The organism is Frigoribacterium sp. AC394, from assembly GCF_979258095.1.
Genome location: NZ_OZ409834.1, coordinates 2,730,132 through 2,743,936, shown reverse-complemented (window position 1 = coordinate 2,743,936; position 13,805 = coordinate 2,730,132). Strand labels below are relative to the sequence as shown.

Below are 13,805 nucleotides of genomic sequence, written 5' to 3'. Positions count from 1 at the left end.
GCGCCTCCTCGGCCTGCTCCGTCGCGTCGTCAGCCGGCGGCCGCGGCGGTGTCGGTGGCGGGACGCGGCGTCTCCGCACCGAAGATCGCCGTCATCAGCTGCTCGACCCAGGTGATCAGCTCGCCGTCGGGCAGGGCCTCGCCGTGAGGTCGTGGCAGGGGCACGCTGACCGACTTCGTCTGACCGAACCAGCGTGAGCCCGGGTACATCCGCTGCAACCGCACCTGCATGCTGTCGGGCAGATCGAGACCGGCGACACGGAGGTTGGCGCCCATGACGACGACCTCGCTGAGACCGATCTTCTGCGCGGCACGGCGCAGCCTCGACACCTCGATGAGTGCGAGGACCGACGCCGGCGGCGTGCCGTACCGGTCGGTGAGCTCGTCGAGGACCGAGTCGATCTGATCGTCGGTCGAGGTCGGCGAGCTGGCCGTCGACAGCTTCTGGTAGGCCTCGAGACGCAGTCGCTCGCTCTCGACGTACTCGTCGGGGATGTGCGCGTCGACGGGGAGCTCCAGTCGCAGCTCCGTCTGCCCCTCGGCCACGTCGCCGCGGAACGCCCCCACGGCCTCGCCGATCATCCGGAGGTAAAGGTCGAAGCCGACCCCGGCGATGTGCCCGGACTGCTCACCGCCGAGGAGGTTACCCGCGCCGCGGATCTCGAGGTCTTTCAACGCGACCTGCATGCCCGCGCCCAGCTCGTTGTTCGCCGCGATCGTCTCGAGGCGGTCTTGAGCGGTCTCGCTGAGCGGTCGCTCGGCGTCGTACAGGAAGTACGCGTACCCGCGCTCACGGCCCCGTCCGACGCGCCCGCGCAGCTGATGCAGCTGACTGAGCCCGTACTTGTCGGCGCGATCGATGATCAGCGTGTTCGCGTTCGCGATGTCGAGACCGGTCTCGATGATGGTGGTCGAGACGAGCACGTCGAACTTGCGCTCCCAGAAGTCGACCATGACCTGCTCGAGCGACGACTCGGCCATCTGTCCGTGCGCGACCGCCACCCGCGCCTCCGGAACCAGCTCGGCGATCTGCGCCGCGACGCGGTTGATGCTCGACACCCGGTTGTGCACGAAGAACACCTGCCCCTCGCGCAGCAGCTCGCGACGGATCGCCGCCGCCTTCTGCCGATCGCTCTCGGGGCCGACGAAGGTCAGGATGGGGTGGCGGTCTTCCGGCGGCGTCGTCAGGGTGGACATCTCGCGGATGCCGGTGACCGCCATCTCGAGCGAGCGCGGGATGGGCGTGGCCGACATCGCCAGGATGTCGACGTTGGTCTTGAGCTTCTTCAACGCGTCCTTGTGCTCGACGCCGAAACGCTGCTCTTCGTCGATGATCACGAGACCGACGTCCTTGTAGACGATGCCCTCGCTCAGGAGGCGATGCGTGCCGATCACCATGTCGACCGTGCCGTCGCCGAGGCCCTTGATCGTCTCTCGGGACTCCTTCGCGGTCTGGAACCGGGAGAGACTGCGGAGATGCACGGGGAACCCGGCGAAGCGGTCGGAGAACGTGTCGAAGTGCTGCTTGACGAGCAGGGTCGTCGGCACGAGCATGACGACCTGCTTGCCGTCCTGGATCGCCTTGAACGCGGCGCGCACGGCGACCTCGGTCTTGCCGTAGCCGACGTCGCCCGAGAGGAGGCGGTCCATCGGGATCGGGCGTTCCATGTCGGCCTTGATCTCGTCGATGGTCGTCAGCTGGTCGGCGGTCTCCGCGAACGGGAAGGCCTCTTCGAGCTCGCGCTGCCACGGGGTGTCGGGCGGGAACGAGTGGCCCTTGCTGGCCATCCGCGCCGAGTACAGCTTGACCAGCTCGACGGCGATGTCGCGGACGGCGCGACGTGCCTTGCTCTTGGCCGAGGCCCAGTCGCTGCCGCCCATCTTGCTGAGCGACGGCGCCTCGCCGCCGACGTAGCGGCTGAGCAGATCGAGCTGGTCGGTGGGCACGTAGAGCTTGTCGCCGGGGTACCCGCGCTTCGAGGGCGCGTACTCGAGCACGAGGTACTCGCGGCTGTTCTTGACGGCGTTCTTGCCGCCGGTGCTGACGACACGGCTGGTGAGCTCGATGAACTTCCCGATGCCGTGCGTCTGGTGCACGACGACGTCACCGGGCTTGAGCTGCAGCGGATCGACGACGTTCTTGCGTCGACTGGCGAGCTTCGTGACCTGTCGCGAGTCGTAGTTCGCCGATCGACCGTAGAAGTCGCTCTCGCCCAGCACCGCGAGCTTCGCGTCGGGGATCTCGAAACCGGCCTCGACGCCGCCGGCGACGAGGTGCGCGACCCCCGCCTCGAGCGACTCGGGCAGCGACTCGTGCAGCCGCGCGGCGACCCCGCGCTCGGCGAGCACGTCGCGCGCCCGCTCGACGAGGCCCACACCGCGCGAGGTCACGACGATGCTCCAGCCGTCGGCGAGCCGCGACACGACATGGTCGAGGGCGCCCTCGGCATGACCGCTGAAGCTCGGCACCGCGTCGGCCGCGAGACGGACGTAGTCGCCCGCCGACGCGATCGCCTCCTCGTCGGTGAGGACCTCGCCGCTGTCGAAGGTGCTCAGGGAGAACCACGTGCGCTCGCCCGCGGAGTCGCGGAGATCGCGCAGGGAGATGAAGTCGCCCGCGTCGAGGTCGATCGGGGCCTCGGCGCCGGCGGTCGCGGCGCTCCATGCTGCGGAGAGGAACTCGCGGTTCGTCTCGGCCAGGCTGCGGGCCCGCGACACGACGCGCTCGGGAGACAGCACGGCGATGGCGGCCCCCTCCGGGAGGTAGTGGGTCAGCGGCACGAGACCGTGCACGAGGGCCGGAGCGAGGGACTCCATGCCCTCGACGGGGATGCCCTCGCCGATCTTCGCCAGCATCTGCGCGAGACTCGGGAACTCGTGCTGCATCTCGCGGGCACGCTGACGCACCTGCTCGGTGAGGAGCATCTCGCGACTCGGCGGGAGGTCGACCGTCGTGACCTCGCCGTCGAGGCTCCGCTGGTCGGCGACGGAGAAGCGCCGCACCTGGTCGACCTCGTCGCCGAAGAAGTCGACGCGGACGGGGTGCTCGGCCGTCGGCGGGAACACGTCGAGGATGCCGCCGCGCACCGCGAACTCGCCTCGCCGGGTGACCATGTCGACGCGCGCGTAGGCGAGGTCGACGAGTCGCAGGGCGATGGCCGACAGGTCGTGCCCGCGATCGCCGACGGTGAGCACCACCGGCTCGATCGACGCGAGATTGTCGGCCAAGGGCTGCAGGGCCGCCCGCACACCGGCAACGACGACGATCGGCTTCGTCGTCTCGGGCTCGGCAGCCGCCTGCTCGGACCACGCGGCGAGTCGCCGCAGAGCGTGGATGCGCTTCCCGACCGTCTCGGCGCTCGGGCTGAGCCGCTCATGCGGGAGGGTCTCCCACGCGGGGAACTCGATGATCTCGGCCTCGGGCAGGAAGCTCGTCAGCGACCCCCGGACGGCCTCGGATTCACGCCCCGTCGCCGTGACCACGAGCAGAGCCTGAGGGCCCTCGCGCCGCGAGAGCAGACCTGCCAGCAGAGGGACGCGCAACCCGTCGACGACGGAGAAGTCGGTGCTCTTGCCGTGCCGGTCGAGGGCAGCCGAAAAGGTGGAGGCGCGCGAAAGCGCCGGAATCAAGCCCGCGAGTATCACGCGATAGATGGTACCCGTGCCGACTCGGAGCGGGACGCGAGCGTCAGTCTCTCGCGGTGTGGAACTTGAGCTGCGCCGCGATGAGCCCGTCGGCGGCGATCATCTCGACCGCGTCGGCCGCGTCGGCGAGGAGGATCGGGAGGTTCTGACGCTCGGAGGCACCGAAGTCTTTCAGGACGAAGTCGGCAGCGGGCTGGCGCCCGGGCGGGCGGCCGATGCCGACCCGCACCCGGGTGAACTCGTTCGAGCCGGTCGCCGCGATGATGTCGCGCAGACCGTTGTGGCCGCCGTGGCCACCGCCGTGCTTCAGCTTGAGGGTGTCGAAGTCGATGTCGAGCTCGTCATGGACGACGATCAAGCGCGACACGTCGAGGTCGTAGAACCGGAGCAGCGCCTGCACCGGGCCGCCGGAGACGTTCATGAACGTGTCGGGCTTGGCGAGCACGAAGCGCGGGCCGCCCGGCACGAGGCGACCCTCGGCGACGGTCGCGTTGGTGCGGTGGCGCTTGAAGCCGACGGACAGACGGTGGGCCAGTTCGGCCAGCACCATCTGCCCGACGTTGTGCCTGTTGCCGGCGTAGCCGGGCCCGGGGTTCCCGAGCCCGACCACGAGCCACTGATCGTCTGATGCCATCGTCCGTCGATCGTCTCTTCAGTGGTTCTGCGCCGGCAGGGGGTGTTACTCGGAGCGCTCTTCGTCTTCGATCGAGTCGACGTCGCCCTCGGCGGGTTCGGCCTCGCCGTCCTCGTCGGAGACCGCGTCGGTCGTGAGGTCGAGCTGGGGCACCGAGATGGCGAGCACGAGGGTCTCGGGCTCGCTGACCAGGTTCGCGCCCGAGGGCAGCTTCAGGTCGGCGGCGGTGATCTGCGCACCCTCTTCGAGGCCCTCGATCGACACGACGACGTTCTGCGGGATGTGCGTGGCCTCGACCTCGAGCTCGACGGCGTTGAGCTCGAGCACGTGGATGGTGCCGGGGTACGACTCGCCCTCGACGTGCACGGGCACCTCGACGGTGACCTTCTCGCCGCGACGCACGACGATGAGGTCGATGTGCTCGATGGTCTGCTTGACCGGGTCGCGCTGGATGTCCTTGACGAGGGCGAGCTGCTCGGTGCCCTCGATGTCGAGCGTGATCACGGCGTTCGCACGACGCGTGATCAGCATGGTCTCGTGACCGGGGAGGGTGACGTGCTGCGGGTCGGTGCCGTGACCGTAGATGACCGCGGGGATCTGGTCGTTCGCACGGATCTTGCGAGCCGCGCCCTTGCCGAAGCTGGTGCGGACGAGAGCGGACAGGTTGTTGGCGTCAGCCATGTGTGTCTCCTTCTGAGGCCGCCGCGGGGGCGGACCGGATGTGTGGTCGGTTTCAACTCGAACGCGTATCGCGTGAGGAAAGACCCCGCAGCCGTGAGGTGACGGGCCCCGAAGGACCCGCTCGTCCGAGACTGAGCGCCTGCCTACCGCGTCGATAACGGATGCCTGCGCATCCCTCGCCGAAGTTCAGCTTCCGAGGTTACACGGGGCCCGGGCGTGTCGCCAACCCGCGCCTCCTCGGCTCGTGGCCCTCGGGCGGTGCCGCGGCGACGCCCGGGAACCTCTCGGGAACCCGTCGGATGGCCGGGAGGCGACTGCCGGGACTGGTACGGACAGTACCCGTCACACGCTCGGGACGGGGGCATAGTCTGCGGCTACCCACCCCATCGAGAGGAAGTCACCGTGACCGAACAGGGAACAGAAACGTCGACCACCCCGCAGGCGAACATCGGAGTCGTCGGGCTCGCCGTGATGGGCTCGAACCTCGCCCGCAACCTCGCGAGCCGCGAGGGCAACACCGTCGCCGTGTACAACCGCTCCCCCGAACGCACCGACACGCTGATGAGCGAGCACGGCGACGCCGGGTTCATCGCGTCGAAGACCATCGAGGACTTCGCGGCCTCGCTGCAGAAGCCACGCACCGCGATCATCATGGTCCAGGCCGGACGCGGCACCGACGCCGTCATCGACCAGCTCGCCGACCTGTTCGAGGAGGGCGACATCATCGTCGACGGCGGCAACGCGAACTTCCTCGACACCCGCCGCCGGGAGTCCGCACTTCGCGACCGCGGCCTGAACTTCGTCGGCGCAGGGATCTCGGGCGGCGAGGAGGGCGCGCTCAAGGGGCCGTCGATCATGCCCGGCGGATCGAAGGAGGCGTACGCGACCCTCGGCCCGATCCTCTCGTCGATCGCCGCCGTCGCCGAGGGCGAGCCGTGCGTCACCCACGTCGGGTCGGACGGTGCCGGACACTTCGTCAAGATGATCCACAACGGCATCGAGTACGCCGACATGCAGCTCATCGCCGAGTCCTACGACCTGCTGCGCCGCGTGGGCGGACACGAGCCCGCCGCCATCGCCGCCGTCTTCGACGAGTGGAACAAGGGGGAGCTCGAGTCGTACCTGATCGAGATCACCGCCGAGGTGCTGCGCCAGGTCGACGCCAAGACGGGCGGGCCGCTCGTCGACCAGATCGTCGACGCCGCCGGCTCGAAGGGCACCGGCGTCTGGACGGTGCAGAACAGCGTCGGACTCGGCGTGCCCGTCGGCGGCATCGCCGAAGCCGTCTTCGCGCGCGCCGTGTCGTCGAAGCCCGACCAGCGCGCCGCCGTGCAGGCGACCCTGCAGGGCCGGCCCGACGTGCAGGAAGCCGGCGACGGCTTCGAGGACGACGTCCAGAAGGCGCTCTACGCGTCGAAGATCGTGGCCTACGCCCAGGGGTTCGACGCGATCATCGCCGGCGCCCTCGAATACGGCTGGGACATCGACAAGGGCGCCATCGCCAAGATCTGGCGCGGCGGCTGCATCATCCGCGCGCAGTTCCTGAACCGCATCGTCGACGCCTACGAGAAGGACGCCACCATCGCGACCCTCCTCGAGGACGACTACTTCGCCGCCGCCGTCCGCGACGGGGAGGACGCCTGGCGCCGCATCGTCGCGAAGGCCGCCCTCTCGGGCATCCCCGTGCCCGGGTTCGCGTCGGCGCTGTCGTACTACGACTCGCTCGCGTCCACCCGACTGCCGGCGTCGCTCATCCAGGGGCAGCGCGACTTCTTCGGCGCCCACACCTACAAGCGGGTCGACGAGGAGGGCGTGTTCCACACGCTGTGGTCGGGCGACCGATCGGAGATCGAGACGGAGCCGTCGACCCACTGACGTCTCTGGTGCTCATGGCGTGATCCGAGTGCTCGGAGATCGTGCCCGACGGGCGTGTTCGTCGCGACAGGGCTGCTTCGGCGGACCGGGTCGGACGGGCACGCCCGTTCGCGTCGCGGGGCCCGCCGGGCCCGGTCGGGGAGCCGGGAGCGGGGAGCGCTGAGCCGGGAGTCGGCTCCGCCTCCGCTGGGTCTTTGGGTCGGTGGGACGGCCGGCCCGTCGGCAACTCAGGCGCAGCGGGGCTGCTCTGGGCGTTCCGCACGAAGAAGCGGCCCTGCGCCTGAGTTGCCGACGTGCAGGTGGTCCGAGCGGTGAGTGGAAGCAGGTTCTGCTGCACGCGGGCAGGCCCCAGCATCCTCAGCCGCGCGCCGGTCGGCAACTCAGGTGCAGCGGGGCTGCCCCGGGCGTTCCGCACGAAGAAGCCGCTCTGCACCTGAGTTGCCGACGTGCCGGGCGGCGGCTGCGAGGGAAGGAGGCTACGGGGGCGCGGAGGGGGGAGGGGGGAGGGGTCGCGGACCGGCGGGTGCGGATCAGGAGCGGCCGCAGGCGCTGGACGGGCGAAGGCGACGCGCGGTGGCAGGTCAGGGCCGGGCGGGGACGGCCGCTGCGAGGACCAGCGGGTCTGCGCAGCCGCGGGCGAACCCCTCGATGCGTCGATCGATGTCCCGCTGCAGGATGACGGCGCCGACGCGCTCGGCCAGCGGCGCGAGCCACTTCGGCCGGCAGGTGAAGTTGTAGCGCCAGATCGCGAGCGTGCTGCCGGGGTCGCGCTCGACCGCGCTGAACCGCCACCCGCCGCCCATGCGCTCGAAGAACCACGAGCCCTTCGTCATCTTCATCCCGACGTTGGTGGGCGGAGAGTACGAGACGTACTCGCTCTCCATCCGGAACCCGAACCGCTGCACCGTGAGGGTGCGGACGCCCTTGGCGGGCCCGGTCGCGCCGCCGAGGAGGTGCTGGTGGCGGATGAACGGATCCCAGCGCTTCCGTGCCTCGCCCTGCGTCTGCGACACCGCGAAGGCGACGTCGGGGCTCACCGGGACGACCACACGGGATTCGACGACGGGCATGGCCACATCCTGTCACGATGCGCGGCCGACCTGTCGGAGATGCCGATGGGGGCGCCCCTCCACCGGATCCGGTGGTCGGGCGCCCCCTCAGGCGGACGGTCGGCGCTCAGGCCGCGCCGTCGAACATGCTCGTCACCGAGCCGTTGTCGAAGACCTCGTGGATCGCGCGCGCGATCAGAGGAGCGATCGGGAGGATCTCGAGCTTGTCGAACTTCTGGTGCTCGGTGAGCGGCAGGGTGTCGGTGACGACGACGGAGTCGATGAACTCGCTGTTGAGGATCTCGGGTGCCGGGTCGCTGAACACGGCGTGCGTCGCGGCGACGACGACGCCGATGGCGCCGGCGGCCTTGAGAGCCTCGGCGGCCTTCACGATCGTGCGACCCGTGTCGATCAGGTCGTCGACGAGCAGGCAGACGCGGCCGGCGACCTCGCCGACGATCTCGTGCACGGTGACCTGGTTCGGCACGAGCGGGTCGCGACGCTTGTGGATGATGGCCAGGGGGGCGTCGAGCTTCTCGCTCCAGATGTCGGCGACGCGCACGCGACCCATGTCGGGCGAGACGACGGTCAGCGTCGTGTTGTCGAGCTTGGCGCGGAAGTGCTCGAGCAGCACCGGCATGGCGAAGAGGTGGTCGACGGGGCCGTCGAAGAAGCCCTGGATCTGCGGGGCGTGCAGGTCGACGCTCATGATGCGGTGCGCACCGGCGGCCTTGAAGAGGTCGGCGACGAGGCGGGCCGAGATCGGCTCGCGCCCGCGGCCCTTCTTGTCTTGGCGCGCGTACGGGTAGAACGGCGCCACCACGGTGATGCGCTTGGCCGAGGCCCGCTTGAGGGCGTCGACCATGATCAGCTGTTCCATCAGCCACTCGTTGATCGGGGCCGAGTGCGACTGGATGACGAACGCGTCGGCGCCGCGCACGCTCTCGTCGAAGCGCGCGTACAGCTCGCCGTTGGCGAAGGTGCGGGCGTCGGTGGGGATGAGCTCCGACCCCAGCTCGGATGCGATCTGATCGGCGAGCTCGGGGTGCGCACGCCCCGAGACCAGAACGAGTCGGTTCTCGCCGGTGATCTTGATTCCGGACACGTCACTCGCTCTCCGGCCCCGAGGGGCCAACCCGACCGGGGTTCAGTCGGTCGTTCGTTCGGCGCGAGCGGCGGCCTCGGCAGCCGCGGAGCCGGGGCGGTTCGCCTCGACCCATCCGCTCGCATTGCGCTGTGGAGCGATGCTCAGCGCCAGGGCACCTGCCGGCACGTCTTTGCGGACGACCGTTCCCGCACCTGAGTACGCTCCGTCGCCAATCCTAACGGGGGCGACGAACACGTTGTGCGATCCGGTCCGCACATGCGACCCGACCCGGGTGCGGTGCTTGTTCACGCCGTCGTAGTTGGCGGTGATCGTGCCGGCCCCGATGTTCGAGTCGCGGCCGACCTCGGTGTCGCCGATGTAGCTGAGGTGCGGCACCTTCGAGCCCTCGCCGATCTCGACGTTCTTGGTCTCGACGAAGGTGCCGATCTTGCCGCCGGCTCCGAGCACGCTGCCGGGTCGCAGATACGCGAACGGACCGACGGAGGCGCGGGCGCCGATCACCGCGAGGGTCGCGTCGGTGCGCTTCACGACCGCACCCTCGCCCACCTCGGTGTCGACGAGCGTCGTGTCGGGGCCCACGACGGCGCCCGCCGCGATGTACGTCGCGCCGCGCAGCTGGGTGCCGGGCAGCAGCTCGACGTCGGGGCTCAGCGAGACGTCGCGGTCGATCCAGGTGGTCTGCGGGTCGACGATCGAGACGCCTTCACGCTGCCAGTGCTCGACGATGCGGTCGTTCAGGCGACGGGCCGCGGCCGCGAGCTGCACGCGGTCGTTGATGCCCTCGAGTCGCCAGGTCTCGTCGACCGCGCGAGCGGCGACGATCTCGCCGGCGGCCGTCAGCAGACCGACCATGTCGGTCACGTACTTCTCGTTCTGGGCGTTCGCCGAACCGATGCGGGGCAGGTGGGTGCGCAGCGCCGAGACGGTGAAGACGTAGGTGCCCGAGTTGATCTCGCGCACCTCCCGCTCGTCGGCCGTGGCGTCTTTGTGCTCGACGATGCGGTCGACGTCGCCGGAGGCGCGGCGGACGACGCGCCCGTACCCCGTGGCGTCGGGCAGCACGGCCGACAGCAGCGTCGCCGACGCGGACGCCTCGCGGTGCTGGTCGAGCAGCGCCTCGAGGGTCGCGTGGTCGAGGAACGGCACATCGGCGCTGACCACCACGACGTCGCCGTCGAACTCGGCCGGCAGGGCCTCGACCGCCTGCTCGACCGCCCGCCCGGTGCCGGGGACGTCGTCTTGATCGACGATGAGGGCCGCGGGCGACGTGTCGAGGACGCTCGCGACGACGACGTCGCGCTCGTGCCGGACGACCGCGACGAGGTGCTCGGGGTTCAACGCGCCGGCCGACTCGAGCACGTGCTGGATGAGCGGCATGCCCGCCAGGCGGTGGAGCACCTTGGGTGTCGACGACTTCATGCGCGTGCCCTGCCCTGCTGCGAGGACGACGACGGCGAGACTGCGTTCAGACATGGTGCTCCTTGGTGAGGTGGTGCGTGATCTGCGGCGATCCTCCCACGGGTGACCGAGGAGGCGCGAAAGGGCAGGCGGGATCGGTGCGGCGAAGCGGATGACCGGTCCTGGGGAGGACTCAGCGGGAGCGCGCCACGGAGAAGGCGCTCGAGACCGTCACCGCGTCTTCGGCGAGCGCGACGACGAGGTCGGGCAGTCCCGTCCGATCGACGACGCTCTTGCGGGCGAGGTAGAACAGCCAGCTCCCCGCGAGCGCCCCGACGGCGCCGATGACCGCGCCCGCGAGGCGGGGTCCGCCGTGACCGGGATCGGCGACGGCGAGTCCGACGACCGCCCCGGCGACGGCCCGCCCGAAGAGCGGCCCCGGCGCGACGCGGCTCGGTGTGGCGGGGAGCTTGTCGCCGACCAGCTCGCCGGCGCCCGCCGCGACGAGCGCCGCGCGACCCGGCCACGATCGGAACAGGCGCCAGCTCTGCCAGGCGCCCCGTGCCTCCTCGGCTCGCTGGTTCAGGGCGAGCACGGCGAGCGGGGTCGCCGAACGGGAGCCGCTGAGGACGCCGAGCAGGGCGGCGCGGGCGAGGGGCGGAAGCGTGCTGGTGGTCGACATCGCGGGGTCCTCGTCGTCGGGGGCGGTGCCGGCACGACCGGCGGGTGAGATCGCAGGCTATCGACGGGAGACCGTCGACGCCCGGCGCGCGCGTCTACTCGCCCTGCTCCTTGAGCTCGACCGGATCGCCGACGGCGCACGGGGACAGGGCGTCGACGCTGTAACCGCGCTCGTCGGCGAGGAAGTCGATGGACGTCGTCGGACCCCCGGAGCCCCGGATGCCGAGGATGGGATCGTCGCCGCCGCTCTGATAGCGCTCGGTCGTGATGCCCTGGTCGTTCCAGAGCTTCTCGACGGCGTCGATGTGAGCGGTCGGATCACCCGGAGCGGCGGCCTGCGTCGTGATGTACGAGTACGCGGCGCCGTCTCCCCCGGACTCCTGCGTGCACGCCCGCACGGCGGGGCCGCTGTAGACCTCCCACTCACCGCCGATCGCCGCGGTCGTGTCGTCGACGACGGTGACCACCTCATCCTTCGCCTGGTCCGTATCCATGATCGTTCCTCCTGTATCTGCGGCTGCGCATCCTGAGACCAGGAGCATCGTCGTGAGGACGATCGACGAGCCCAAGGCCCGACGGCTTCTTCGTGCGGGGTCCGGCATGACGCGGTGCCCTCTCTTCTCGGTGGCCGTCGGCGTCTGGGCCGACGTCACGGTTCTCGGTTCACGGGTGCGGGTCACCCGGTGACCCTGTCGCCTTGACCCGTGGTGGCGTAGGCCACGTTGCGGAGGGATTGCGTCCCCTTGTCGAGATAACCCGTGTCGTCGTCCGTGTGGACAGCGTGATTGTCGACGGCGACGAAAGGGCCCGAGCCGTCGGCGCCGAACGTCGTCGCACCGAAATCCGCGTCCGTCGGATCCTGGTGGTGGTCGAAGCTGTGGTCACGACCGAACTGCGCCCACTGGTCGCCGGCACCGCCGATGAAGGGTGTGGCGTTCTCCGCCTGGCCGGCGAAGACCTCGCCGGCGTTGATCTTCTCAGCCGTGTCGACGGCATCGGGCAGTCCCGCCGAGGCGATCGTGGTGAAGGTGTCGACTTCGACGCCCTGCTTCGTCAGCGCGAAGGCGGCGGTCGTCGTGCCGTACGAGTGCGCCAGCACGTTCGTGGTCGGTCCGTCGTCCCCTCGAACCGCATCCATGCCCTCGATGGACGCGGCCAGTCTGTCGCCCCCGTCGCGGGCCGCATCCGTGCCGAGGACGCCGATGTCCCAGTCGAACACACCGGGCTGCGGAGGCGAGTCGTAGCCCATCCAGGCGATCACGGCGCGGTCCTCGTCGCCGTGGACGCGGCCCTGCTCGTCGTAGACGCTCTGTGAGGCATCGGTCCAGTCGGTCATCTTCCGAGTGCTCGACCCCATGCCGGGAACCGCCCACGTGACGTTCGTGGCCGTGTCGAGATCGCCGATGGCGACGGCGGCGAGAGGAGGCTCGTCGGAGGTGAGCGAGATGAGGGTCCGCGCCCCGAACTCCTCACCCTGCACCAGAGACGCCTTGATGTTCTCGAGGGCGATGATGTTGCGGGCGTTCTGGGCTCGGTCGGGGGCGTTCTGATAGGCGGGCAGACCCATGTTGTCGAAGAAGTCGTTCGCCTCGGCGATGCGCTGGTCGAGGACCGCGACGTTGGCGGTGCTCCGCACCCAGTAGGGGATGCCCTCGAGGTTGCCGAGCTCGCTGAGGGCCGAGGTCGGCAGGGCGGCCAGCTCGCGCCGGTCGGCGGCCGTGTAACCCATCGCGGCCCAGAGCTCCGCGACCTCGGACGGCGTCAGCGAGTCGTCGAACAGTTTGGTGAACGGTGCCGGCACGGCGTCCGCCACCGCGAGGTCGAGCGTCGCGTCCGAGAGCTCGCCCGTTCCGCCGGCCCGCTCGAACGCGTCGGCGATGCTGTCGAGCCAGGCGGCATCGGCCGCGTTCTCTTCGAGCAGCCGGCGGATCCCGTCGAATACGGTGACCGTTCCGATCTCGGCCCAGGCGCAGGCGCTGACGAAGGCCACCCAGGCGTTCTCGACGCCCGTGACGGAGTCGGACGCGGCGGTGTCGAGGCCGCGGGTCGTCGTGGCGAAGCCGTGGAGGGCCGAAGGATCGGCCGAGCTGCGACCGTCGCCCGTGCCGAGACCGGTGCGCGGACGCCCCTGCGCCGAGAAGGTCGCATCGATCGGCACGGGCTTGATGGCCACCTCGGACGGTTTCGGATCGAACAACGCCGGGGCCCCGGACCCCGGTGTCAGCAGCCAGGGCACGACCAGCTCGTCGGACTCGGCGGCGGCCTTGGCCTCGGCGATCCGGGTGTCCTCTCGCTGCTGCCACGCGTCGAGATCGGCCAGTCGCTTCTTCTCGGCGGCCGCCTGCTCCGCCACGGCGCGGACCTGCGATGCGAGATCTCCGAGCGCCGTCGCCGCCTTGGGCCGGTCCGCCGCCTCGGCGATCGCCGACTCCGTGAATCGTGCCGCGTACGAGCCCTTGAAGTCTTCGGCGGCCTGATCCGCAGCGGTACGTCGAGAGCCCGCCTGCCCCCGCAGCGTGTCGGCTGCTCCGTCGGCGGCCTTCGCCAAGCGCTCAGCCGCACCGGCGTCGAATTCGATGGTCGTCATGTCATCCCCCCGATGAGCGCGCGACTGCGCACGGAAAGAGACTAGTCAGTCTTGCTTCGCACGAACACCCCTGGCTCCGCCACCAGGATTCGAACCTGGACCTAACAGCTCCAAAGGCTGTCGTGCTGCCGTTACACCATGGCGGACC

Annotated in this window: 10 protein-coding genes and 1 tRNA gene; 1 reads left to right on the top strand and 10 read right to left on the bottom strand. The window is 70.1% G+C overall.

The genetic code is table 11. The features are described from left to right. Nucleotides 1-29: 29 nt before the first annotated feature. From mfd to ACZZY9_RS12790, 3 genes are read right to left on the bottom strand one after another with little or no spacing between them, the layout of a single operon-like run. Complete coding sequence (gene mfd, locus ACZZY9_RS12800; RefSeq protein ID WP_463464358.1) at nucleotides 30-3,644, bottom strand: transcription-repair coupling factor; 3,615 nt, start codon at nucleotides 3,642-3,644, stop codon at nucleotides 30-32. Nucleotides 3,645-3,687: 43 nt separating this feature from the next. Beyond that, entirely contained in the window at nucleotides 3,688-4,278 is a 591-nt protein-coding gene (gene pth / locus ACZZY9_RS12795; RefSeq protein ID WP_192059583.1) for an aminoacyl-tRNA hydrolase, read from the bottom strand. 45 nt (nucleotides 4,279-4,323) lie between these two features. Next, on the bottom strand, nucleotides 4,324-4,959 hold the full coding sequence (locus tag ACZZY9_RS12790) for a 50S ribosomal protein L25/general stress protein Ctc (RefSeq protein ID WP_463464357.1): 636 nt from the start codon (nucleotides 4,957-4,959) through the stop codon (nucleotides 4,324-4,326). A gap of 402 nt (nucleotides 4,960-5,361) precedes the next feature. On the opposite strand from ACZZY9_RS12790, the gene gndA reads away from it, so the two are divergent. Continuing rightward, nucleotides 5,362-6,834 (top strand): NADP-dependent phosphogluconate dehydrogenase, encoded by a 1,473-nt coding sequence (gene gndA, locus ACZZY9_RS12785; protein ID WP_463464356.1) that lies wholly within the window; start codon nucleotides 5,362-5,364, stop codon nucleotides 6,832-6,834. A gap of 581 nt (nucleotides 6,835-7,415) precedes the next feature. Here gndA and ACZZY9_RS12780 read toward each other — a convergent pair. The 7 genes from ACZZY9_RS12780 to ACZZY9_RS12750 form a co-directional block, all read right to left on the bottom strand. Then, entirely contained in the window at nucleotides 7,416-7,904 is a 489-nt protein-coding gene (locus ACZZY9_RS12780) for an SRPBCC family protein (RefSeq protein WP_463464355.1), read from the bottom strand. A 106-nt stretch (nucleotides 7,905-8,010) separates the two neighbouring features. Then, entirely contained in the window at nucleotides 8,011-8,988 is a 978-nt protein-coding gene (locus tag ACZZY9_RS12775; RefSeq protein WP_463464354.1) for a ribose-phosphate diphosphokinase, read from the bottom strand. A 42-nt stretch (nucleotides 8,989-9,030) separates the two neighbouring features. Then, the gene (gene glmU / locus ACZZY9_RS12770; RefSeq protein WP_463464353.1) at nucleotides 9,031-10,464 is read right to left on the bottom strand and encodes a bifunctional UDP-N-acetylglucosamine diphosphorylase/glucosamine-1-phosphate N-acetyltransferase GlmU; all 1,434 of its coding nucleotides are present in this window, start codon (nucleotides 10,462-10,464) and stop codon (nucleotides 9,031-9,033) included. Nucleotides 10,465-10,582: 118 nt separating this feature from the next. Further along, nucleotides 10,583-11,071 (bottom strand): DUF4126 family protein, encoded by a 489-nt coding sequence (locus ACZZY9_RS12765; protein WP_463464352.1) that lies wholly within the window; start codon nucleotides 11,069-11,071, stop codon nucleotides 10,583-10,585. A gap of 94 nt (nucleotides 11,072-11,165) precedes the next feature. Beyond that, nucleotides 11,166-11,564: a hypothetical protein gene (locus tag ACZZY9_RS12760; RefSeq protein ID WP_463464351.1), complete on the bottom strand. Its 399-nt coding sequence runs from the start codon at nucleotides 11,562-11,564 to the stop codon at nucleotides 11,166-11,168. Nucleotides 11,565-11,746: 182 nt separating this feature from the next. Next, complete coding sequence (locus ACZZY9_RS12755) at nucleotides 11,747-13,657, bottom strand: alpha/beta hydrolase (RefSeq protein WP_463464350.1); 1,911 nt, start codon at nucleotides 13,655-13,657, stop codon at nucleotides 11,747-11,749. 71 nt (nucleotides 13,658-13,728) lie between these two features. Continuing rightward, a tRNA-Gln gene (locus tag ACZZY9_RS12750) sits at nucleotides 13,729-13,803 on the bottom strand. Nucleotides 13,804-13,805 lie beyond the last annotated feature (2 nt).

Coding starts and splice junctions, on each gene's coding strand:
- pth (WP_192059583.1), bottom strand. CDS start 4,278: ATGGCATCAGACGATCAGTGGCTCGTGGTCGGGCTCGGGAACCCCGGG.
- ACZZY9_RS12790 (WP_463464357.1), bottom strand. CDS start 4,959: ATGGCTGACGCCAACAACCTGTCCGCTCTCGTCCGCACCAGCTTCGGC.
- ACZZY9_RS12780 (WP_463464355.1), bottom strand. CDS start 7,904: ATGCCCGTCGTCGAATCCCGTGTGGTCGTCCCGGTGAGCCCCGACGTC.
- glmU (WP_463464353.1), bottom strand. CDS start 10,464: ATGTCTGAACGCAGTCTCGCCGTCGTCGTCCTCGCAGCAGGGCAGGGC.
- ACZZY9_RS12765 (WP_463464352.1), bottom strand. CDS start 11,071: ATGTCGACCACCAGCACGCTTCCGCCCCTCGCCCGCGCCGCCCTGCTC.
- ACZZY9_RS12760 (WP_463464351.1), bottom strand. CDS start 11,564: ATGGATACGGACCAGGCGAAGGATGAGGTGGTCACCGTCGTCGACGAC.
- ACZZY9_RS12755 (WP_463464350.1), bottom strand. CDS start 13,657: ATGACGACCATCGAATTCGACGCCGGTGCGGCTGAGCGCTTGGCGAAG.